Origin of the sequence: Clostridium sp. UBA7791 (assembly GCF_002480755.1) — a bacterium.
In the GTDB taxonomy this organism is placed as follows: Bacteria; Bacillota; Clostridia; order Clostridiales; family Clostridiaceae; genus Clostridium_J; species Clostridium_J sulfidigenes.
On record NZ_DLCT01000003.1, the window covers coordinates 595,410 to 614,541 of the forward strand.

Consider the following 19,132-nt stretch of genomic DNA (forward strand, 5'->3'; position numbering starts at 1 on the left):
TCACTCCTTAATATACTTTATTATATAACTTAATTTTATTATATCAAAAAATAAGGTGAAATATATTTAATAACTATTTTGCTTAAAATTTATAATATACAAGAGATAAGTGGCAAATAACTAATCATGTCGATAAGCTATTTACCACTTATTTAAAATTAAGATATGTATTTTATAATTTAGATAAATCTGATACAAATTCAATATCTACATTTAATGAACTTAATAATCTTTTTAATTGCATTGCAGCAATAGCTGAGCTTGGTGGTGTTGAAACTATATTTTTGAACCCAGTAGCTTTATACATTTTAATGCAGTTCTCAAGAATTGGAATCATTTCTGCTTTTGATGTTGATAATTCTGAACTTTCAAGTGCAAGAGTAAAGCTTGATGGAGTTATAGACTTTACAGCATTATTATAATCATTTAAGAAATTTTTGCCATCCTCCTCTTGAAAAAATCCTCCTACAGTGATAAATAAGACCTTCTTAGCATTATTAACTTCTACTTTATACATTTAAAATTCCTCCTTTAAAATTTATATAAAAAAGCTCCCATTGTGTATCCAGAACCAACTGAACAAAAAATAACGAGATCTCCCTTATTTATCTTTTTAGTTTCTATAGCTCTATTAAGCGCAAAAAACGGGCTTGTACATCCAGTATAACCATATTCATCTGCAACAAAGGTATAAGTGTCACTACTAACCTCTAAATTTAATTTATTTAATGTTTCTTTTATATCAGCATGGGAAAACTGTGAAAATAAGAAGTGTTTTACATCTGTTATAGATTCATTTCCTTCTTTTAAGAGTTTATTGATAAGTTTTACCCATTCATCACTAAAGTAAGACACATCATGATTTACCCAAGCATATTTTTTACTATCTATAGGCAGTTCTTCATCATATATATGGGATAATCCACATTCAGGGAAAACCATATATTTATGATTTTTAGAATCAGTATGGAAGGCAGAATTAAGAACCCCACCAGTTTCTTCATCACTAGTAAGTAATATTGCGGCAGCACCATCTCCAACAGTAGAATTTACTAACTCACAATCACTTTTGGCAAGGAGTGAGCCATATGAAGCACCAACGATTAAAGATTTTTTATATTTACTTTTAGATTTCATATAGGTCGCAATGCTATCTATAGCTGTTATCATTCCTATACAATTATCGTTCATGTCATAAGTTAAATCGCAGTTACATGCATCTATAGTATCTCGTATCAAAAGAGCGTTAGTAGGTATTAAATGTTCTACAGAATCACTAACAAATACAATAATGTCTAATTCAGAAGCCTTAACATTAGCTTTTTTCAAACAGGATTTAGTAGCTTCCACACTCATAGTAAGAGAATTTTCTGTATTGTTATCAACTAAATACCTAGACTTTCTTCCTAAGTGATTTAAAAGTTTTTCTAAATCTTGTCCATATTTGTTAATGAAGTGTTGATTCTCTATTCTTTTTTTAGGATGATATATTGATACTTCTTGAATTTTTATTCCCATAAAGTCCTCCCCATTCACATTTGAATTTGATGTTTAAATATATATATTACATATAAACAAAATGGTACAATATATATGTAAAAATTATAAATATAGTAAAAAATATATTCTACTGAGTTTATTATTCTACAAAAATTTCAAATAAAATAAATTTAAAATATAATATAGTATTATATTTTTGATATCACTCTATTATTATCGTCACAATTCGATTTACTTTATATGTTTTATAATTTATATTCTTACTTTATTAGAAGCCGATATAAATTTATGAAAAGAGAGGAAGTTGGATTAACCTCTAACTTTTTTATAGTAGTTGACTCTTGGGTTACCGAAGGGTTTATAATAATAATAGATGGCAAGGTGCACACTTGTAGAGCTTATTTGTTGAGGTGAAGTTATGTTTAAGATTGGTGAATTTTCGCGTATGAGTGGACTTTCAATTAATACACTGTATCATTATGACAATGTAGGAATTTTAAAACCTATATATATAGACAAATTTACTGGTTATAGATACTATGATGCAAGTCAACTTATAACCATAAATAAAATAATTGCTTTAAAGGATGCTGGATTTTCACTTGTTGAAATTAGCAATTTCTTTAATAATAATTCTAGTAATGAGTCGCTTATAGAGGTTTTGGAAGTGAAAGCAGATTTACTTGAAAAGGCACTAGAACTAGAAACAAGTAGGCTTCAACGTCTTCGTACAAATATATTTTTAATAAAGAATGGAGGCATACCTACTATGAATGAAATTTCAATTAAAAAAGTAGAAAAAATCTTAGTTGCATCATTGCGAAAATGTTTTGTGAAGGATGGTAATCAAACTTATGATGAATTTTGTGAAAGCCTATGGGTACAAGTTAATGAATATATAGATAAAGTAAAAGGAAAACGTACAATTCCGTGTATGACACTTTATCATAAAGATAATACTTCAATACAGGATATGGAGGTTGTAGAACCTATAACAAAATTAATCCCAGAAGGTGATACTGTCAAAGTATCTGAACTGCCCATGATAGAAAAAATGGCTTGTATAGTTCATAATGGCTCATTTGCTACAATTGGAGAAACCTATGAAATAATGTACAAATGGATTTCAGAAAATAAGTATTCAATCTGTGGACCAGTGCGTGAAATATACCATGAAGGTGAATGGGTAACAGATGATCCCAATGAATATGTAACAGAGCTACAATTTCCTATAGATTAATATGATTAATTTTTAATAAAAATAGACTACTCAAATGTATATAAAGATAAATAGAAAATGAATATTATAATACCGTATTATTCTTTAAAATGAATATACGGTATTTTTTAATAATTGAATGCTAAAGTGTTATATATAAATTACCAAGTATAGATATTTTGTATAATATGGTATAATTTCCTTGGAGCTGCTTTTGGTTTTAATACTTACTTTTAATGACTTTATGGGAGTTATAAAATGAGGATTCACTTTTTTAGTGCTATGTGAATGAAGGGAGTAAAGATTTATATGAAAAAATCTTTAATAAAAAGTAAAACTATTACTGAATTAGAAAAAAGGATTAAACAGAATGGACATAAGGCTGTAGAAGAATTTACACATGATTTACAACATAAGGGTTCTCCAATAATAGAACATATAGAAAATGATGATAAGAATAGCTTAGTTACTTTTATATATGAAGGGATTAAAGAGTGTAAAAATGTTTTGTTTATACCTGATATAGGATTAGATAAATTTAAAGATAACTATAGAGATTTTCAAATGGAAAAAATAATGGAAACGGATCTATGGTTTATTACTTATGAAGTAAGAAATAATTTAAGATTTATATATTACTTTTCACCAAATGATCCATTGGATGATGATTGGAATGAAAGATTTGGTAGTAGAGTTAAGTATGATAAGTTTTGCAAAAAAGCATTGAGTTTTGATAAAGAGAATCCAGAAGATAAGGGTTCTTATGTATTAATGCCTAAGTCACCTGAAGATATTTGGTCAACAAAAATAGAAGATGTACCAGAAGGAAAAATAGAGGAACATAGGTTTGAAAGTAAAAACTTAGAGGATAAGCGTAGAATCAGAGTTTATACACCTTATGGATATGATAAGAAAGAAAAACCTTATGGATTTATGGTTTTAACTGATGGTGATGATTATATCTCTAATCTTTCTGCAATAGAAACTTTGAATAATCTTATTGCCACTAAAGAAATACCACCTATAGTTGCCATATTTATTGATTCAACAAAAAATAGAGGAAAAGAACTAAAGTGTAATGATTCATTTTGTAAGTGCATTGCAAGGGAGGTAATCCCATGGGCTAAAAAAAATTATAATATTTCTAGCATGCCAGAAAAAGCTATAATTTGTGGACTTAGTCTAGGAGGATTAACAGCAGCTTATTTAGGGTTAAACTATTCAGAAGTTTTTGGAAATGTCCTTTCTCAATCAGGTTATTTTTGGTATAATTCAGAAGACTATGTACCTGATGAGGATTGCTGGATGAGCAAAATGTTTAAAGAAGTAAACAGGCTTCCTCTTAAATTTTACCTAGATATGGGGGTTTTAGAAACTAAGTATAAAATTATAGATCCTAATATAAATTTAAGAGATACATTGATATCTAAAGGATATAAAGTTGATTTGCGATGGTTTAATGGAGGACATGATTACTTATCTTGGGGAGAAACCTTGGCACATGGATTAATTTCACTTATAGGAATAAAGGAGAAATTATAAGAATATAGCAATGTGTACATTAGGAAGGTAAATAAGAGCAGTATTCTTTGAAATAGTAATAGATATAAATATATTGAAAAGTATGTTCTAATATGTATAAATATGTAATATATAAGTTTAAATTACATATAAGCAGTGAAACTTACAAAATGTTAAATTTTAATTAGGGGGATTTGGGGATGAATAAAATTACAAAATATGAATTTAGGAAAGTAACAAATAATGATGTTGAAGATATGCTTACATGGAAGTATGAAGGAATTTACTCATTTTTTGATAATGACTTCTCAGAAGGAAAAATAAATTATGTAAAAAGTTTTCCTATGGATGATAATGTGTACGCAATTTATGATGATAAAAATGAATTAGTAGGAAATTGTGCTTTTTACCTTAATGATAAAGTAAGCTTTTCAATTCAAATGAGACCAAGTTTAACAAGCAAGGGCATGGGAAAGGAATTTTTACAAGCTATTTTAGAATTTGCTAAGGAAAGGTACAATTTAAAAAATATAGAGCTTTCAGTTCTTAAATTTAATGAAAGAGCTATAAGATTATATAAAAGTTTAGATTTTAAAGTTATAAATGAATTCATAGGAAAAACAGTTAAGGGAGAAATGGAATTTATAACCATGTCAAAAGAATTATAAATAGAGTTCTTAGTATCAGTACTTTCGATACTTAGAACTCGTTGTCCATTAGGGTAAATCGTTATCCGATGACTACCCTACATATTTGTACTAGGAATGTAGGGTAGTCTTATATTTCCTTTGTTACAATTAAATATGAAAGGGGAAGGTAAAATGGAATGGGTTGATAGAATGACAGCAACAATAGATTATATTGAGAATCATTTGACTGATGATATTATGTATGATGAAGTAGCAAAAGTTTCTTGTTGCTCAATGCATCAATTTGGACGTGTTTTTTCTTATGTTGTAGGAGTATCTCTATCTGAATATATTCGTCGTAGAAGATTAACCCTTGCAGGATTAGATTTACAAAGTAGCAATAAAAAAGTTATTGATATTGCTATAAAGTATGGATATAATTCGCCCGATGCATTTACTCGTGCTTTCGTTGGAATGCATGGTGTAACTCCTAAGGTAGCGCGCACTTTGGGAGTAAAACTTAAAGCCTACCCACCCATCACTTTTCATATTTCAATAAAAGGAGATGTTGAGATGGAGTATCGTATTGAGGAAAAGAAAGAAATAAAATTGGTTGGACTTGTTAAACAAATAAAGAGGCAGTCTGCTAATGCTGAAGCTAATAATTGGAAAGAAGCTTTAGGTGAAGTATGGGATATTTGGGATGAATTTTTGGATGGTGATATTGATAGGAAGATAGCATGTGAATACAAACTTTATCGCAGCCCCATGTGGCAGATGGGTTTCACCAAAACTTTAGAAAATGGAGAAACTATACTGGCTATTGGTGCTGAAGTTGATGAAAATGTTGTAACGGATTTGCAAAGTTATACTATACCAGCAGGAAAATGGGCAGTATTTACTGCAAGAGGAAGCCTCAATGGCAAGGCGCACCCAATTGATGTCATGTGGACAAAAATAACAGCAGAATGGCTTCCTAACTGTGGATATGAAAGAGCAGCAGACTATGAACTTGAAGTTTATCTACCAGGAGATACAAATGATGATGATTATGCCTGCGAAATATGGGTTCCTATTACTAAGAAGTAGATATATATATTCTAAAATTAAAAATATCTATAAAAAATAAATATTCATTGGTTAAAATACCGTAGTATTCAATAATGATTACACGGTGTTTTTATTTTATGATTTAACTATATAGTAAATTGTATAATTAAAGTAATATTATTTGAGAGTTGAATAACATGGTATTTAAAATATAAATTACTATAAAAATATATAGAAAATAATTTGGTTTAATATGGTATAATTTCATTAAGTTTACTTGTTTTACAGGTCACATATAGGAAAAAGTATTATGAGTTTTAGTGTTTAATGTGATGTTTATTTAAAATAAAATAATTATTTTAATAGTGAAAAGTAGGAAGGGGCAAGTATAGATGATATCATATAAAGTAGGATTAGAAAATATTCAGTGGGATAAACTTTTTGACCTATATAAAAGAGTTGGATTATTGAAACGGTTTATGGAAAATAATGAATACCACAAAATTCAATCAGCATTTAAAAATAGTTATAAAGTTGTTATAGCATGGGATGATGAAAAATTAATAGGAGCCTGTAGAATGATATCAGATGGCATATGTTATGGCTCAGTATTTGATGTGGGGGTATTGCCTGAATATCAGAAAAAGGGTGTAGGAAAGAATTTAATGAACACACTTTTGGAAGGAGAAGACTATATACCTATTCATCTTACCGCTACTTTTGGAAATGAGGATTTCTATAAAAAAATTGGTTTTAAAAGGCATAAAACGGCTTACTCTAAATATCCATGGGAAACCATATATACAGAAGAATAAGCATGTTATGGAAGGAGTAGTATAAATGGAGTCTAAAGAAATATTAATGCTCATAGATAATATATCTCCCCATGCAAAAGAGTATGTAGAAAAAGCATTTGAAAACAATCAAGTGGATATAATATATTCTGTATCAACAGTGGAAAATATAGGAGTATTTATAGCTGTTGACAATAAAGATTGTTGCATTTTTTATGCTTATTTTCTTAATGGAAACAATATAGAACAAATTTTAGATATTATAAAAAATAAGACTAAAGAATATATTTTAAAATTTGACTCAAAAGAAATATGCTTTAACGTGTACGGTAATAATCTAAAAATAATTAATGAAGTAAGAAAATTAGGTTTTAAAGTAGATGTTGAAGGATATCATCTTGAATTCATTGGTAAGGAGTTACCTAATTTAAATTGTTGTAATTTAATTGATAAAGGATTCAAAAGTGATATGTTAAAAGAATTTATTAACTTATTTGATAGTTCATATTATCAGTTATATAAAGATAATGGTTGGCAGGTAAATACTAATGCCATAAATGAAGAACAATTTTACAAAAAGCTTATTGATTTAGATAAGCATAGCCAAGTACGTTCATTCTGGATAAATAATGAGTTGGTAGGTGCATATATTTTCTGCCAAAACTATATAACTGATATTGTAGTTAAACCTACAGTTCAAAATAAAGGATATGGAAGTTATATATTAGCACATTGTATTAGAAATATGAGTATGAATGAATCTATTAGAAACATAAGACTTCGAGTAGCTAAGTCAAATACTGGTGCTAAAAAGTTATATGAAAGAAATGGTTTTATTGAAATTGCTTATTTTTCAGAACATACATATGAATAAATATGATTAGCTTATTAAATTTAATGCCTGAACTATTTGTATGGATGTTAGTAAGTAAATATAAAAAAAGAGAATAAACAATATTAAATAGTTCATGATATTTTTATGAATGATGCATTTCTAAGATAGTGAAGCAAAGTTAAGGAGAAAATTATGAATGATATAGAACAAGTATTACAGACAGAATATAGTGAAGAATTTGATAAACTAAGAAAAAATAGAATGTTCGTCAGTTATCATAAATACGGTCCTATAAAAAATAACTATGGTGAGGGTTTAATTAATTCAGTTGAAAATCTAGAAATAAGATTAAAAAAGTATAAAGAAACTGGTAATACAGAATTTTTAGTTGATGTTGCAAACTTCGCAATGATCGAATTTATGTATCCTAAACATAGTAATGTTCACTTTGATAGTGAAAACCATGGTACTAGATTAAAGGGAATGACTGTTAATGATTTGAAACAGTTATAATACATAATTCAACTAAATAGTTAAGAAACAAAAAATAATGGTTGATAAAACTCTAGTGTAGATAAATGAGTTAGATAAGATATTTGGTTTTTCAGATATAACGGAGGTAAGAATGATAAAGGATATTATTAATGAAAAAGGATTTAATATAGAAACAAGTAGGTTACTTCTTGTGCCTATTTCAGAAGAATTTGCATATGATTATTTTACTGAATTTAATGATGAAATAACAAAATACCAGTATCCAGAGCCTTTTAAAAGCCTAGATAGTACAAGAAAATTTATTGATGAGTTTACAGAACTTAAAGAAATGGGAACAAATTTGGTGTGTTGTATTTTAGATAAGGAATATAAATTCATTGGAAGTATAGAGATTCATCTGATAGATACTAAGACTCCTGAGGTGGGTTTATGGATACGAAAGAATGAGCAACGTAAGGGGTATGGATATGAAGCTATTACTGGTCTAACTAACTTTTTTCGTGAACATATGGATTTAGATTATTTTATTTATGAGGCAGATCGTCGTAATCCTAATAGTATTCAGTTAGTTAAAGCTCTAGGTGGAATAGAAGGTGGATTCAATAAAGCAGAAAGTAATTGTGGAAGTACTTTAGAGTTGAACATGTATTATATTAAATAGTAAGGTTATAAAATATCGGATTATTCAGAAATGAGTATACGATATTTTTTTATTTTCTAATTTTACTACATATACAAATATATGGATGATAATCCGGTGTAATATGGTATAATTTTATTAAGATTACTGTTTCTGGAGAATGCTAGGGAGGGAGTTTAATGATACTTTTAAAAGAAGTTACGGAGAAAAGTTGGAGAGATGTTAACTTACTAGAAGTGGAAAAAGAACAGCAACATTATGTATGCTCTAATGTTGGTATTTTGGCTAGAGCTTATGTTTTTAGACCTCAAAGAAGTCAAGCTAAAGAAATATATAATGATAGTGAAATAGTAGGATTATTAATGTATAGAGAGTGTGATGAATTACAAGCCTTTGTATTTGATCAAATGATGATTGATAGAAGATATCAGAGAAATGGATATGGAGAAGAAGCGGTATTCAAAGCAATAGAACTGATGAGAAATAATGCAAAATACAGCAGAATAGTTTTATGTTACTGTGATGGTGATATTGCTGCTAAAAATCTTTATACAAAGTTAGGCTTTCTTCATACAGGAGAAGTAGATGAAGATGAAATAATTATGGCTTTAGATTTATAGAGTTAAATACATTTATTCTGTTAAATGAGGTGTAAAAATATGGACATAGATAGTATTATTTTTGATTTAGATGGAACTATATGGGACTCAACATCTAGTGTTATAGATTCATGGAATAAAACTATAGGTAACTATGATGAGGTGATAAATAAACTTACGCTAGATGATATGAAGGGTGTTATGGGGTTAGTAATAGAGGATGTTGCATTAAAGTTTTTCCCATATTTAGAAGAAGAAAATAGACTTAAAATAGTTAAGCATTGCTGTAAGGATGAATGTAATCATTTAGGCAAACATGGTGCAATTCTATATGATAGGGTAGAGGAAACTTTAAAGGAATTATCTAAAAAATATAAATTATTTATTGTTAGTAACTGTCAATGTGGATATATAGAAGCCTTTTTTAAATCACATAAGTTAGATAAATATTTTATAGATTATGAGAATGTAGGAAGAACAGGTTTAAGTAAAGGTGAGAATATAAAACTAATAATAAAAAGAAATAACTTAATTAGTTCAGTATATGTTGGTGATACTGAGGGAGATTTAAAAGCATCACGAATTGCTAATATACCTTTTATTTATGCACAATATGGTTTTGGGGAAGTTAAAGAATATGATTATGTAATTAATAGCTTTCACGAACTTTTAAAGTTTGTGTAACACTATAAGAACATATGTTTATAAATTATAATACATAGATTTATTAACAATCTGTAGATTATATTGTGAAGTAAAAAGGAGGAGAATAATCAATGAAACCTTATGAGATATTAGCAAAGTTTTATAAAAAAGGTTGGGGAAAAGAGAGTATTAAATACGTAGATTTAATTTACAATGTAATTAATATTTACAATCTAAATATTAATTCTGTGTTAGATGTTGGTTGTGGTACAGGCATACTAGCATCGAAACTATATAATGAAAACTTTGAAGTTAGTGGAATTGATATTTCAAAGGATATGATTAATGTAGCAAAGGAGACTACAACGGGAATAGAATTTGCAGTTGCAGATATGGTAAATTTCACTTTGAATAAAAAATTTCAGCTTATAACTTGTGCATTTGATGCACTAAATTATTTAGTAACAGATTCAGACATGAAAAAAACTTTAAAAAATGTTTTTTTACATTTAGAGGATAACGGAATTTTTATATTTGATATTAATACTCCAGTTTTATATGAAGAAAGGCATTTTGGAATAATTGATAGAAAGTTTGATAATATAGAATTCAAACAAATATTAGAATATGATAAGGTAAGTAAAATAGGTAAAACTGTCTTTGACTTTGGTGATAATCAATGTGAAACACATATTCAAAGGGCATATACTGTTGAAGAAATGGATGCATTTCTTTTGATTTCAGGTTTTGAAATAATGAATAGGTATAAAGATTTCAGATTATCTCCAATTGATGATAAAGCATATAAAATATTTTATGTGGTCAAAAAGGTTAACTAATAATCTTCATGAACTGTAAAGCTAGGAAAGCTGGAGGTATACCTTATTTTAAGGAGGAGTCTATGATTAGAATTGAAGGAGACAAGATTTATTTAAAAACATATACTAGAGATAAATATCATGAACACTATAAATCCTATGTTACAGATCCAATTATGGATCCAAATACCTATATTTATGATAAAGAAAAGGTTGATAAAAAGTATGATTCTATTATAGAAAAGGAATCATGGTATCCTAGGGTTGGAATTTTTTTAAGGGATGGAAGAATCATTGGAGAATTATCTTTTAAGCGAATTGATTATGAAAAAAGCAGATGTGAACTTGGGATTACCCTTGCCAATAATAATTATAAGGGATTAGGGTATGGAACTGAAGCAGTTAAATTGGCAATAGACTATGTATTTAATACATTAAAACTTAAATGCATATATGCTGATACAATGGGCTCAAATAAGAGAATGAAAAGTATATTTGATAAATTTGGATTTGAGTTTATAAATAGAGAAGAGCATTTTTATGATATGCATGATAGATGGGAAGATAAGCTAAATTATATATTAAGAAATCCAGAGGCAACGGTACTAACTAAAGAAGATGATAATATTGTGGAGAAAAATGAAAGGGTGGATATTAAATGAAAAAGAAGTTAGCAATAGTGTTGTTGGTAGCAGTATTTGTAATAAATATAACTGCCTGCAATAATAAAGTTAACAGCAAAGAAACAACTTCTACTAATAATAATATTAAAGAAGATGTAAAAATTGAAAGATTTCCGTACATGGCTGATTTTGGAAGAGGGAGTATAAATAACATTGAAGAACTCAAAGATGAGTGGGGAAAAAATAGTAGTGATTTAAGAGGATATGACCTTGAGAAACTTGATTTATCTGGGGAGAAAGATAAGCTTTTAAATTCAGTGTTTGATAGTAAAACAAAATGGCCAGGGAAACTTCCAGAGGAGTTTAACCCTGAAAGTTTTTTAGAGTTTCATAAAAATCCAGGTCTTCAAATAAAAAAACTTCATGAAAGAGGTATAACTGGTAAGGGGATAAACATAGCATTTATCGATTATTCTCTTTTAGTAAATCATGAGGAATATCATGATAGAGTAAAGATGTATGAAGAAATTCATTATGAACCAGAAGAAGCACAGATGCATGCTCCAGCAGTGGCATCCATTGCAGCAGGTAAGAATATTGGAGTTGCATCAGAAGCAGATTTGTATTTTATAGCATGTGAAAACTATAACTTTGTTAATAGTGAAATGGAAATAGATTTTTCTTGGACAGCAAAAGCAATTGAAAGAATTATTGAAGTAAATAAATCTTTGCCAAAGGATGATAAGATACGAGTTTTATCTATATCAGCAGGATGCAAACCTGAAAGTAAGGGGTATAACGAATTTATAGAAGCAATAAAAAAAGCAATTGAAGAAAATATATTTGTTATAACAGTAAATATGTTTGACACATATGAGGATAAGTTTTATTTCCATGGATTAGATATAGATTCCCTTGCAGATAAAAATGATATTTCTAATTATAAAGTTACAGAATGGAAAGAGTGGGTATCGAAAATAGAGCATATTGATGAACTTAATAAGTATTATGAAGAGAAATTTAATATGGACAAACCAGAAGAATTATTACTTATTCCTATTGATTCTAAAACCGTAGCTAGCCCTACAGGAGAGAAGGATTATGTATTTTATAGAGAAGGTGGATGGAGCTGGTGTATGCCTTATCTTGCTGGACTTTATGCTTTAGCTTGTCAAGTAAAACCAGATATTACGCCAGAAGAATTTTGGAAACAAGCTCTTGCAACAGGAGATAGCAGACAAATAGAAAAGGGAACAGAAAAATATAAGGGAAAAATAATAAATCCTGAAAAATTAATCTCTAGTTTTGAATAAGAATAGTAATATTAAATACTTGTACATTAGGGAGGAGTAAGAAAATGAGTATAAAATTAATAATGCAACCAAACCCATGTGCATGTGGACAAGCATGCATAGCTATGCTTGCGGGAGTGTCAGTTGATGAAGTTATTAAAAATATGCATACACATGGGCCAACATCCATTGGACAGCTAATTGAAGCTCTTGATTTTTATAACATTAAACATGCTGATAAAAATGTAAGATTATCTAAAAAGAATCCTAAGATTTCAGAAGTAGCAATTTTGACAGTACACATGCCAAAGTATACACATTGGGTAGTACATTATAAAGGCAAATTTTATGATCCAGAGTTTGGACTTCTTGAAGAATGTCGTCCTGATGGAAAGATAACATCATTCTTGGAGATTTATTAATATAGGTATATCTGATATTTGTTCTAAAAATTATAAAAGTGGCTACTTCTATTTTGAAGTAACCACTTTGCTTTTTCTTGTAGAATAAATTAACTTATATACAAAATATATACATAGCATTAAAATAAATGTTACAATGAAAACATGCTTAAGCAGTGTTTATGTAGGTGATAAAATAATAATATTTCTATAGGAGGAAAACACATGGAGTATTTTGATATTTTAAATAGAGATGGTAGTAGAAGTGGTAAAATAGCACCAAAAGATGAAGAGCTTTTAGAAGGACAATATGATTTAGGAGCACATGCATATATACATAACTCAAAGGGCGAATTCTTAATTCAGAAAAGGTCAAAATCAAAACAGTTCTTACCTGGTGGATGGGATATTCACATGGGGCACGTTATAGCTGGAGAAACAAGTAAAGAAGCTATTATTAGAGAGATACATGAAGAATTAGGTATAAAGATAGATGATATAAATTTTCTTAAAAGAGTTTTATGGGAAAAATACAATCATTTCATTGATATTTTTGTATTATGTAAAGATATTGATATTTCAGATTTAACCTTACAAAAGTCAGAGGTAGACGATGTTAAATTTATTTCAGCCCAAGAGATGATTAATTTGATAAAATCCATGGACTACAGACCTGAAGAATATAGAACAGTTATGAATGACTATGTTAATGAAATTATTTTAAATTTTAAGTAGAATAAAATAAATATGTAACTATTTATATATGAAAATAGTTACATAGGAAACTATACAACTATTTAACTATTTAAATAGTTGTTGTCATACCAAGGGTTTCAGCGACTTTGATGTTTGAATAACATGAAATTCATAGCCACATTCATAATAAATTATCTTTATATTGGAGGAGAATTAGCATGAAATATGCAATAGAATTATATTTTGATAAGGAAACAGAGGAAAAAATTCTTAAATTGGCTAAAGGAATTGCAAGAGAGGGAATCAGTGAAAAGTATTTAGAATGGAAGACTCGTCCTCATATTACCATAGCTATATTTAATGATATTGATATTGAAAAGTGTGACAAGTTATTAAAAGAAATTGCTGAGGATACAAAATCATTTCCTACATTACTTTCTAGTATTGGGGTGTTTAATAATACTAGAACTGTATATCTTGCACCAGTTGTATGTAATGAATTAATTGCTTTACATAAAAATGTACACGAAACCTTTGCATTTTGTGATCATAGTGGTTGGGAATATTACACAGCTGGACAATGGGTACCTCATTGTGCTGTTATGCTGGGAAGTGAAGATAAAGAATCAGCATTAGTGGAAGCTACAAAATACATAATCGAAAACTATGAGGTTTTTCCAAACAGTAGATATGAAGAAATTGGTTTTGTTGAAGTTGTAATGCCTGTAAAAGAAACAAAACCTCATAAGCTCAATATTTTCATGTAAATATAATTATTATAAGAAGTTTTTCAGAATAATTTATTTTAAAATCTAGTCTTAAAATTGAAAATAATATAATAAATAAAAATTTTAGTGAGGAAGTAATATGAAAAAAATTACTATGTCAAAGGGCGAATTGAGAAAATTTCTGGTTATGTATCAGGGTTTATCTTCACCAAAATCTTTTGATGGTGAAGAGGGTATTAAGAATTTTATAAATAGAGTAGGGTGCATACAATATGATCCTTTAAATATGGTAGGGAGAAATGCTGATTTGGTGCTTCAGTCCAGAGTTGAAAATTATAACCCTATGATGCTAGAAACTCTTCTTTATAATAAAAGAGAGATCATAGATGGTTGGGATAAAATGATGGCTATCTATTCTGTCAATGACTGGCCTTATTTTGAGAGGGTGAGATTAAGGAGAAAAGAAGAGATTGAGAGAGTATTGCATCATAGGAATTCAATTGAAGCAATTAACTATGTTGGTGTAGCAAAGGAATATATAGGGAAAAATGGTGCTACCTTGCCTTCAAAGTTGGATCTTGGACGAGTAGAAAGTGGAGTTTGGGGGCATGGAAAGCTTTCTAGTGCTACTATGGATTATATGTGGAATAGTGGAATTTTAGGCGTTAAAGAAAAGAAGAACACACAAAAGGTTTATGACTTGATAGAAAATCTATTGCCTAAAGAAATACTGGAAATGAAAGATCCATTCAATAGTGGTGATGATTTTTATAAGTGGTATTTTAAAAGGAGAATAGGAAGTATAGGGATTTATTGGGAGAGAAGTGGTGAAGGATGGCTTGGTCATTTTGTATCCGATAAAAATCTTAGAAAGAAAATATTAAAGGAACTACTAGAGGATGGTGAGCTTATACTTGTAAAAGTAGAAGGACTAAATGAAACTTTTTATATAAGGGCTGACGATACATCAATGTTAGATAATCTTAATTCTAGTATTGATAAAAAAGCAAGTTTTCTGGCTCCACTTGATAATCTTCTTTGGGACAGAAAGTTAGTTAAAGATATTTTTGATTTTGAATATAGTTGGGAAGTATATAAACCTGTTTCAAAGAGGCAGTATGGATATTATGTATTACCAGTTTTATATGGAGATAAGCTTGTAGCAAGATTTGAACCTGAAATACATCGAGGAAATGAACCATTGATAATAAAAAATTGGTGGTGGGAAGAGAACTATCAAGTAACAGAAGAGTCTATAGCTGCTATGATGGGATGCTTTGAAAGATTCTGTAAGTATCTAAAAGCAGATGGATTAGAAGAAAGTTCATGGAGGAAAATAAAAGGCTAGACTATAGTTAATTTTTATTATGTAAAGTAATTGCTAGTAATTTACCAAGGAGAGATATATATGATTATGCCAACACATATTGTTACAGGAGCAGGAGTCGTTGAAAATGATAAAGAAGAGATTTTATTAGTCAAAACTCATCATGGGGGCTGGGTTTTTCCTGGTGGTCAAGTTGAAGTCGGAGAAAACGTTATTGATGCAGTTGTAAGAGAAATAAAAGAGGAAAGTGGGATTAATGTTACAGTAAAAAAACTTTTTGCTATTTCCTCAAATACAGCCACACATGAAGGATATAATGGAGTTAAGACAGTACCTACAAAGGTGATGATGGATTTTATTTGTACATTTGTAGATGGTGACTTATGTATTTCAGATGAGAATTCAGAATCACGTTGGGTAAAGAAGGATAAAGTTCTTGATATGATTACGGCACCATCAATTCGTCAACGTTTTCAAGCATATTTAGATTTTGATGGTAATGTTCAATATCTAGCATATGTTACAAAGCCAGAATTTGACTTACAAGTTAGTAGAAAGATATAAGGGGAATTCTTTTATGAATAAATTTATTTTAACAGAGGAATTAATTGGACAAGTAAAATTGCCAAAAGGAATTTATATTAGGCAATTTAAAGAAACAGATTTTTCTTCTATTCAAGTATTATATGAGAAAGAAGGATGGATGACATTCTTAAAAAGATCAGAAAATGCATTAAAGGCATGGGAAAATTCTAATATTACACTTGTTGTATTAGATGGAGACATAATAGTTGGATTAGTTCGTGCATTAACAGATGGAGAAATTACTACTTATATAGCTGAAATTATAATTGATAATAGCTATAGAGGAATGGGAATAGGAAAAGCTTTAATTGATATATGTCATAATTTATATCCGAATACAAGATTAGATTTACTTTCAACAGATGGAGCAGACGACTTTTATCAAAGAAATAGTTTTAGAACGAATATGGGATTTAGAAAGAGTTATTAAGTTATAAATTTAAGGAGAGTATTCATAATGAAAGTTACTTTAAATAATTATTATATAAAAAATTATGAAGATAGAAATAAAAAGCAAAATTCAAAAGGAGAATTTTTGAAATTATTGGAAGAATCAAAAGCTAGTAATACTGAAATAAAAACATCAGGTAAAAGGAAAATAGAGTACATACTTGAAGGTGGTATTATAAAAGTTTATGTTAGTGATGGTAAAAATCCACCTAAGTGTATAAAGAGTATTCCAGCAAAATCTGCATCAAAGGAATTATTGGCAAGAGTGAAATGCTTAACAATAGCAGATTCTTTATACATTAATGAATTAATGAAGTCTAAAGGGGAATCTGATGAAAAGGTAAGTGGAGATACTGCCATTAATGAAGAGAGCATGATAAATAATTACGATTAAATTAAATATTTTAGGGTTGATAAGGAAATACGAGAGAGTTAGAATGTTAAGTTTAGTTGACAAATTTCCATTTTAACTTGATAGAAAAGGTGTTTAGTGTTTAGTATACTATAGCTACAAGTTAACTTGGATTTTAGGAAAGGCTGGTGATAGTTATGTCATTAGGCGAAAAATTATTATATTTACGTAAAAAGAAAGGTTTATCTCAGGAGGATGTTGCAGAGAAATTAGGTGTATCTCGACAAACGGTAAGTAAATGGGAGACCGACCAAACGGTTCCTGAACTTATTAAAGCAAAATTACTAAGTCAACTTTATAATGTAAGTTATGATTATCTTATTAGTGGAAGCCATATTAGTGGTGATGTTACTGGCATTGAAATGATAGTTGATGAAATTGACTGGACAGGTGCGTGGAGTAAAAAGTATCCAATTTTGGCTTCATATCAAGGGATAAAAGGAATATATACTTATAGTGAGAAAATATCTGAGTTATATGATGCTTTTAAAATTGAGTTTGGGTTTGATGACGTAAATACTGTTTTAGTTTTAAAAGATATTCTTTACCAAAAGTATAAAATGGCAAAAAAGAAAAACAACCAGTAAGAACGTAATTTGTGGTAAATTTAATATTAACAAGGTGTATTAGTATATTTTGTAATAAAAATTAATTAAATTGCAATGTCAGTATATAGGTATAAGCATATATTGTTAATGAAGTATTATTTAAAGGGAGAAAATATGTTATCTAAGGAGAAGTTTATTAAACAATCGCTAGAATTAAATCTATTCTTTTTAAGAATAATGAAGGAGCATCTAGTTTTTGTTGGTGCATCGTTAATGCCTAGATCTCAAAATTACCTTCATTACGCAGATATGTTAAAGGAACAACTAGATGGATTGCTTAGAAAGACTATAAAATTATCTAGTGGAATTATCGATCCAAACATTGGTAATACAGGAGAAATAATTACAAACTATACACTAGAAGCAGAAAGAGCTACAGAATTTTACACTGGAATTAATATCAATACAAATACAACTGAAATGGAATTATCTTTAGGAGATTATCAAAATAGTAAAACTCTAGATGGTTTATCAGAAGAAGTATTTTATTTAAATAAAGAGATTATTCCTGTAGTAAATGAAACAGCTAAGTTAAAAAATAAAATAAAAGTAAATGTATTAAAGTGCAAGATGTTTACAGGTTCTTATCCACTTTTAGTGGATCATATTTTAAGAGAAGCAATGTTCTATCTTAGAATGTTAGGAAGGTTACAGGAAAGAGTTGAGATGGACATTAATAAGGAAATGGTTGATCAGGAAGCTTTCTGGAACAGAATTATGGCTGAGCATTCTAAATTTATTAGAGGCTTTTTAGATCCAACAGAAGAGGAATTATTTAATGTTGCTAACAAGCTTGGTAAGCAATTTGATAGATTGACAGAAGAAGCACTTACTATGCACGATAATACAATTTCATTAGCACATATATCCACTGTAACTGAGGAGAGTAGAGAGGCCACTAAAGATATTAGAGATTTCAAGATGAAAGGAACAGAAGGATTATTAAATTGTAAGATTAAGTCCATAATTTTACCACTCTTAGGAGATCATGTTCTAAGAGAAGCAAATCATTATCTAAGATTGCTAAATAATTACAAAACAAAAACATATTCTTCATATATATAAAATTGATATAAGAATAAATGGGTTTCTAAAATACTGTGAAATTTAGTGATGAATTTTACGGTATTTTTATTTTTCAATAATTAATTTATAAATAAGCTACCTATAATTTATATGGTATAATTTACATATAATAACCATGCAAAATGGTATTGAATATAGGCGATTAATTTATCATATGCGTTAATAAAGTCAAAGAAAAT

At 28.8% G+C, this 19,132-nt stretch carries 24 protein-coding genes; 22 read left to right on the forward strand and 2 right to left on the reverse strand.

Annotated elements, in window-relative coordinates:
• Positions 1-172: 172 nt before the first annotated feature.
• Positions 173-517: a hypothetical protein gene (locus tag B3Z56_RS04435; protein WP_346849040.1), complete on the reverse strand. Its 345-nt coding sequence runs from the start codon at positions 515-517 to the stop codon at positions 173-175.
• A gap of 14 nt (positions 518-531) precedes the next feature.
• The gene (locus B3Z56_RS04440; RefSeq protein WP_346878317.1) at positions 532-1,518 is read right to left on the reverse strand and encodes a 3-oxoacyl-ACP synthase III family protein; all 987 of its coding nucleotides are present in this window, start codon (positions 1,516-1,518) and stop codon (positions 532-534) included.
• 400 nt (positions 1,519-1,918) lie between these two features.
• Here B3Z56_RS04440 and B3Z56_RS04445 point away from each other — a divergent pair, with 400 nt between their 5' ends.
• The 22 genes from B3Z56_RS04445 (at position 1,919) to B3Z56_RS04550 (ending at position 18,932) form a co-directional block, all read left to right on the forward strand.
• Positions 1,919-2,740, forward strand: coding sequence for a MerR family transcriptional regulator (locus B3Z56_RS04445; RefSeq protein ID WP_346878318.1), 822 nt, complete (start codon positions 1,919-1,921; stop codon positions 2,738-2,740).
• Positions 2,741-3,028: 288 nt separating this feature from the next.
• Positions 3,029-4,261, forward strand: a complete 1,233-nt coding sequence (locus tag B3Z56_RS04450; RefSeq protein ID WP_346878319.1) for an alpha/beta hydrolase — start codon at positions 3,029-3,031, stop codon at positions 4,259-4,261.
• 179 nt (positions 4,262-4,440) lie between these two features.
• On the forward strand, positions 4,441-4,908 hold the full coding sequence (locus B3Z56_RS04455; RefSeq protein WP_346878320.1) for a GNAT family protein: 468 nt from the start codon (positions 4,441-4,443) through the stop codon (positions 4,906-4,908).
• Between the two features lie 153 nt (positions 4,909-5,061).
• On the forward strand, positions 5,062-5,958 hold the full coding sequence (locus B3Z56_RS04460) for an AraC family transcriptional regulator (RefSeq protein ID WP_346878321.1): 897 nt from the start codon (positions 5,062-5,064) through the stop codon (positions 5,956-5,958).
• Positions 5,959-6,311: 353 nt separating this feature from the next.
• A complete protein-coding gene (locus tag B3Z56_RS04465) occupies positions 6,312-6,734 on the forward strand; it encodes a GNAT family N-acetyltransferase (protein ID WP_346849033.1) in 423 nt (140 codons plus the stop codon).
• Between the two features lie 25 nt (positions 6,735-6,759).
• Complete coding sequence (locus tag B3Z56_RS04470) at positions 6,760-7,587, forward strand: GNAT family N-acetyltransferase (RefSeq protein ID WP_346878322.1); 828 nt, start codon at positions 6,760-6,762, stop codon at positions 7,585-7,587.
• A 153-nt stretch (positions 7,588-7,740) separates the two neighbouring features.
• On the forward strand, positions 7,741-8,061 hold the full coding sequence (locus B3Z56_RS04475) for a hypothetical protein (protein ID WP_346849031.1): 321 nt from the start codon (positions 7,741-7,743) through the stop codon (positions 8,059-8,061).
• A 112-nt stretch (positions 8,062-8,173) separates the two neighbouring features.
• Positions 8,174-8,704 (forward strand): GNAT family N-acetyltransferase, encoded by a 531-nt coding sequence (locus tag B3Z56_RS04480; RefSeq protein ID WP_346849030.1) that lies wholly within the window; start codon positions 8,174-8,176, stop codon positions 8,702-8,704.
• A gap of 158 nt (positions 8,705-8,862) precedes the next feature.
• Positions 8,863-9,303, forward strand: coding sequence for a GNAT family N-acetyltransferase (locus tag B3Z56_RS04485; RefSeq protein ID WP_346878323.1), 441 nt, complete (start codon positions 8,863-8,865; stop codon positions 9,301-9,303).
• Between the two features lie 39 nt (positions 9,304-9,342).
• Positions 9,343-9,966 (forward strand): HAD family hydrolase, encoded by a 624-nt coding sequence (locus B3Z56_RS04490; RefSeq protein ID WP_346878324.1) that lies wholly within the window; start codon positions 9,343-9,345, stop codon positions 9,964-9,966.
• 92 nt (positions 9,967-10,058) lie between these two features.
• Positions 10,059-10,766: a class I SAM-dependent methyltransferase gene (locus B3Z56_RS04495; RefSeq protein ID WP_346878325.1), complete on the forward strand. Its 708-nt coding sequence runs from the start codon at positions 10,059-10,061 to the stop codon at positions 10,764-10,766.
• A 62-nt stretch (positions 10,767-10,828) separates the two neighbouring features.
• Positions 10,829-11,407, forward strand: a complete 579-nt coding sequence (locus B3Z56_RS04500) for a GNAT family N-acetyltransferase (RefSeq protein WP_346878326.1) — start codon at positions 10,829-10,831, stop codon at positions 11,405-11,407.
• On the forward strand, positions 11,404-12,681 hold the full coding sequence (locus tag B3Z56_RS04505; protein ID WP_346878327.1) for a S8 family serine peptidase: 1,278 nt from the start codon (positions 11,404-11,406) through the stop codon (positions 12,679-12,681). The genes B3Z56_RS04500 and B3Z56_RS04505 overlap by 4 nt, the downstream gene beginning before the upstream one ends.
• Before the next feature lie 44 nt (positions 12,682-12,725).
• Positions 12,726-13,082 (forward strand): hypothetical protein, encoded by a 357-nt coding sequence (locus tag B3Z56_RS04510; RefSeq protein WP_346878328.1) that lies wholly within the window; start codon positions 12,726-12,728, stop codon positions 13,080-13,082.
• A 204-nt stretch (positions 13,083-13,286) separates the two neighbouring features.
• Positions 13,287-13,796 carry an NUDIX hydrolase gene (locus tag B3Z56_RS04515; RefSeq protein ID WP_346878329.1) on the forward strand — a complete coding sequence of 170 codons (510 nt, stop codon included), beginning with the start codon at positions 13,287-13,289 and terminating at the stop codon, positions 13,794-13,796.
• Positions 13,797-13,975: 179 nt separating this feature from the next.
• Complete coding sequence (locus B3Z56_RS04520; protein WP_346878330.1) at positions 13,976-14,524, forward strand: 2'-5' RNA ligase family protein; 549 nt, start codon at positions 13,976-13,978, stop codon at positions 14,522-14,524.
• A 100-nt stretch (positions 14,525-14,624) separates the two neighbouring features.
• Entirely contained in the window at positions 14,625-15,833 is a 1,209-nt protein-coding gene (locus tag B3Z56_RS04525; protein ID WP_346878331.1) for a DNA glycosylase AlkZ-like family protein, read from the forward strand.
• A gap of 60 nt (positions 15,834-15,893) precedes the next feature.
• A complete protein-coding gene (locus B3Z56_RS04530; protein ID WP_346878332.1) occupies positions 15,894-16,376 on the forward strand; it encodes an NUDIX hydrolase in 483 nt (160 codons plus the stop codon).
• 13 nt (positions 16,377-16,389) lie between these two features.
• Positions 16,390-16,827 (forward strand): GNAT family N-acetyltransferase, encoded by a 438-nt coding sequence (locus B3Z56_RS04535; RefSeq protein WP_346878333.1) that lies wholly within the window; start codon positions 16,390-16,392, stop codon positions 16,825-16,827.
• Positions 16,828-16,854: 27 nt separating this feature from the next.
• Positions 16,855-17,241, forward strand: coding sequence for a hypothetical protein (locus B3Z56_RS04540; RefSeq protein WP_035131806.1), 387 nt, complete (start codon positions 16,855-16,857; stop codon positions 17,239-17,241).
• A gap of 155 nt (positions 17,242-17,396) precedes the next feature.
• Entirely contained in the window at positions 17,397-17,846 is a 450-nt protein-coding gene (locus tag B3Z56_RS04545) for a helix-turn-helix transcriptional regulator (protein ID WP_346849017.1), read from the forward strand.
• 108 nt (positions 17,847-17,954) lie between these two features.
• Positions 17,955-18,932 (forward strand): DUF2935 domain-containing protein, encoded by a 978-nt coding sequence (locus B3Z56_RS04550; protein WP_346878334.1) that lies wholly within the window; start codon positions 17,955-17,957, stop codon positions 18,930-18,932.
• Positions 18,933-19,132: the final 200 nt, after the last annotated feature.

Coding starts and splice junctions, on each gene's coding strand:
- B3Z56_RS04435 (WP_346849040.1), bottom strand. CDS start 517: ATGTATAAAGTAGAAGTTAATAATGCTAAGAAGGTCTTATTTATCACT.
- B3Z56_RS04440 (WP_346878317.1), bottom strand. CDS start 1,518: ATGGGAATAAAAATTCAAGAAGTATCAATATATCATCCTAAAAAAAGA.
- B3Z56_RS04445 (WP_346878318.1), top strand. CDS start 1,919: ATGTTTAAGATTGGTGAATTTTCGCGTATGAGTGGACTTTCAATTAAT.
- B3Z56_RS04450 (WP_346878319.1), top strand. CDS start 3,029: ATGAAAAAATCTTTAATAAAAAGTAAAACTATTACTGAATTAGAAAAA.
- B3Z56_RS04455 (WP_346878320.1), top strand. CDS start 4,441: ATGAATAAAATTACAAAATATGAATTTAGGAAAGTAACAAATAATGAT.
- B3Z56_RS04460 (WP_346878321.1), top strand. CDS start 5,062: ATGGAATGGGTTGATAGAATGACAGCAACAATAGATTATATTGAGAAT.
- B3Z56_RS04465 (WP_346849033.1), top strand. CDS start 6,312: ATGATATCATATAAAGTAGGATTAGAAAATATTCAGTGGGATAAACTT.
- B3Z56_RS04470 (WP_346878322.1), top strand. CDS start 6,760: ATGGAGTCTAAAGAAATATTAATGCTCATAGATAATATATCTCCCCAT.
- B3Z56_RS04475 (WP_346849031.1), top strand. CDS start 7,741: ATGAATGATATAGAACAAGTATTACAGACAGAATATAGTGAAGAATTT.
- B3Z56_RS04480 (WP_346849030.1), top strand. CDS start 8,174: ATGATAAAGGATATTATTAATGAAAAAGGATTTAATATAGAAACAAGT.
- B3Z56_RS04485 (WP_346878323.1), top strand. CDS start 8,863: ATGATACTTTTAAAAGAAGTTACGGAGAAAAGTTGGAGAGATGTTAAC.
- B3Z56_RS04490 (WP_346878324.1), top strand. CDS start 9,343: ATGGACATAGATAGTATTATTTTTGATTTAGATGGAACTATATGGGAC.
- B3Z56_RS04495 (WP_346878325.1), top strand. CDS start 10,059: ATGAAACCTTATGAGATATTAGCAAAGTTTTATAAAAAAGGTTGGGGA.
- B3Z56_RS04500 (WP_346878326.1), top strand. CDS start 10,829: ATGATTAGAATTGAAGGAGACAAGATTTATTTAAAAACATATACTAGA.
- B3Z56_RS04505 (WP_346878327.1), top strand. CDS start 11,404: ATGAAAAAGAAGTTAGCAATAGTGTTGTTGGTAGCAGTATTTGTAATA.
- B3Z56_RS04510 (WP_346878328.1), top strand. CDS start 12,726: ATGAGTATAAAATTAATAATGCAACCAAACCCATGTGCATGTGGACAA.
- B3Z56_RS04515 (WP_346878329.1), top strand. CDS start 13,287: ATGGAGTATTTTGATATTTTAAATAGAGATGGTAGTAGAAGTGGTAAA.
- B3Z56_RS04520 (WP_346878330.1), top strand. CDS start 13,976: ATGAAATATGCAATAGAATTATATTTTGATAAGGAAACAGAGGAAAAA.
- B3Z56_RS04525 (WP_346878331.1), top strand. CDS start 14,625: ATGAAAAAAATTACTATGTCAAAGGGCGAATTGAGAAAATTTCTGGTT.
- B3Z56_RS04530 (WP_346878332.1), top strand. CDS start 15,894: ATGATTATGCCAACACATATTGTTACAGGAGCAGGAGTCGTTGAAAAT.
- B3Z56_RS04535 (WP_346878333.1), top strand. CDS start 16,390: ATGAATAAATTTATTTTAACAGAGGAATTAATTGGACAAGTAAAATTG.
- B3Z56_RS04540 (WP_035131806.1), top strand. CDS start 16,855: ATGAAAGTTACTTTAAATAATTATTATATAAAAAATTATGAAGATAGA.
- B3Z56_RS04545 (WP_346849017.1), top strand. CDS start 17,397: ATGTCATTAGGCGAAAAATTATTATATTTACGTAAAAAGAAAGGTTTA.
- B3Z56_RS04550 (WP_346878334.1), top strand. CDS start 17,955: ATGAAGTATTATTTAAAGGGAGAAAATATGTTATCTAAGGAGAAGTTT.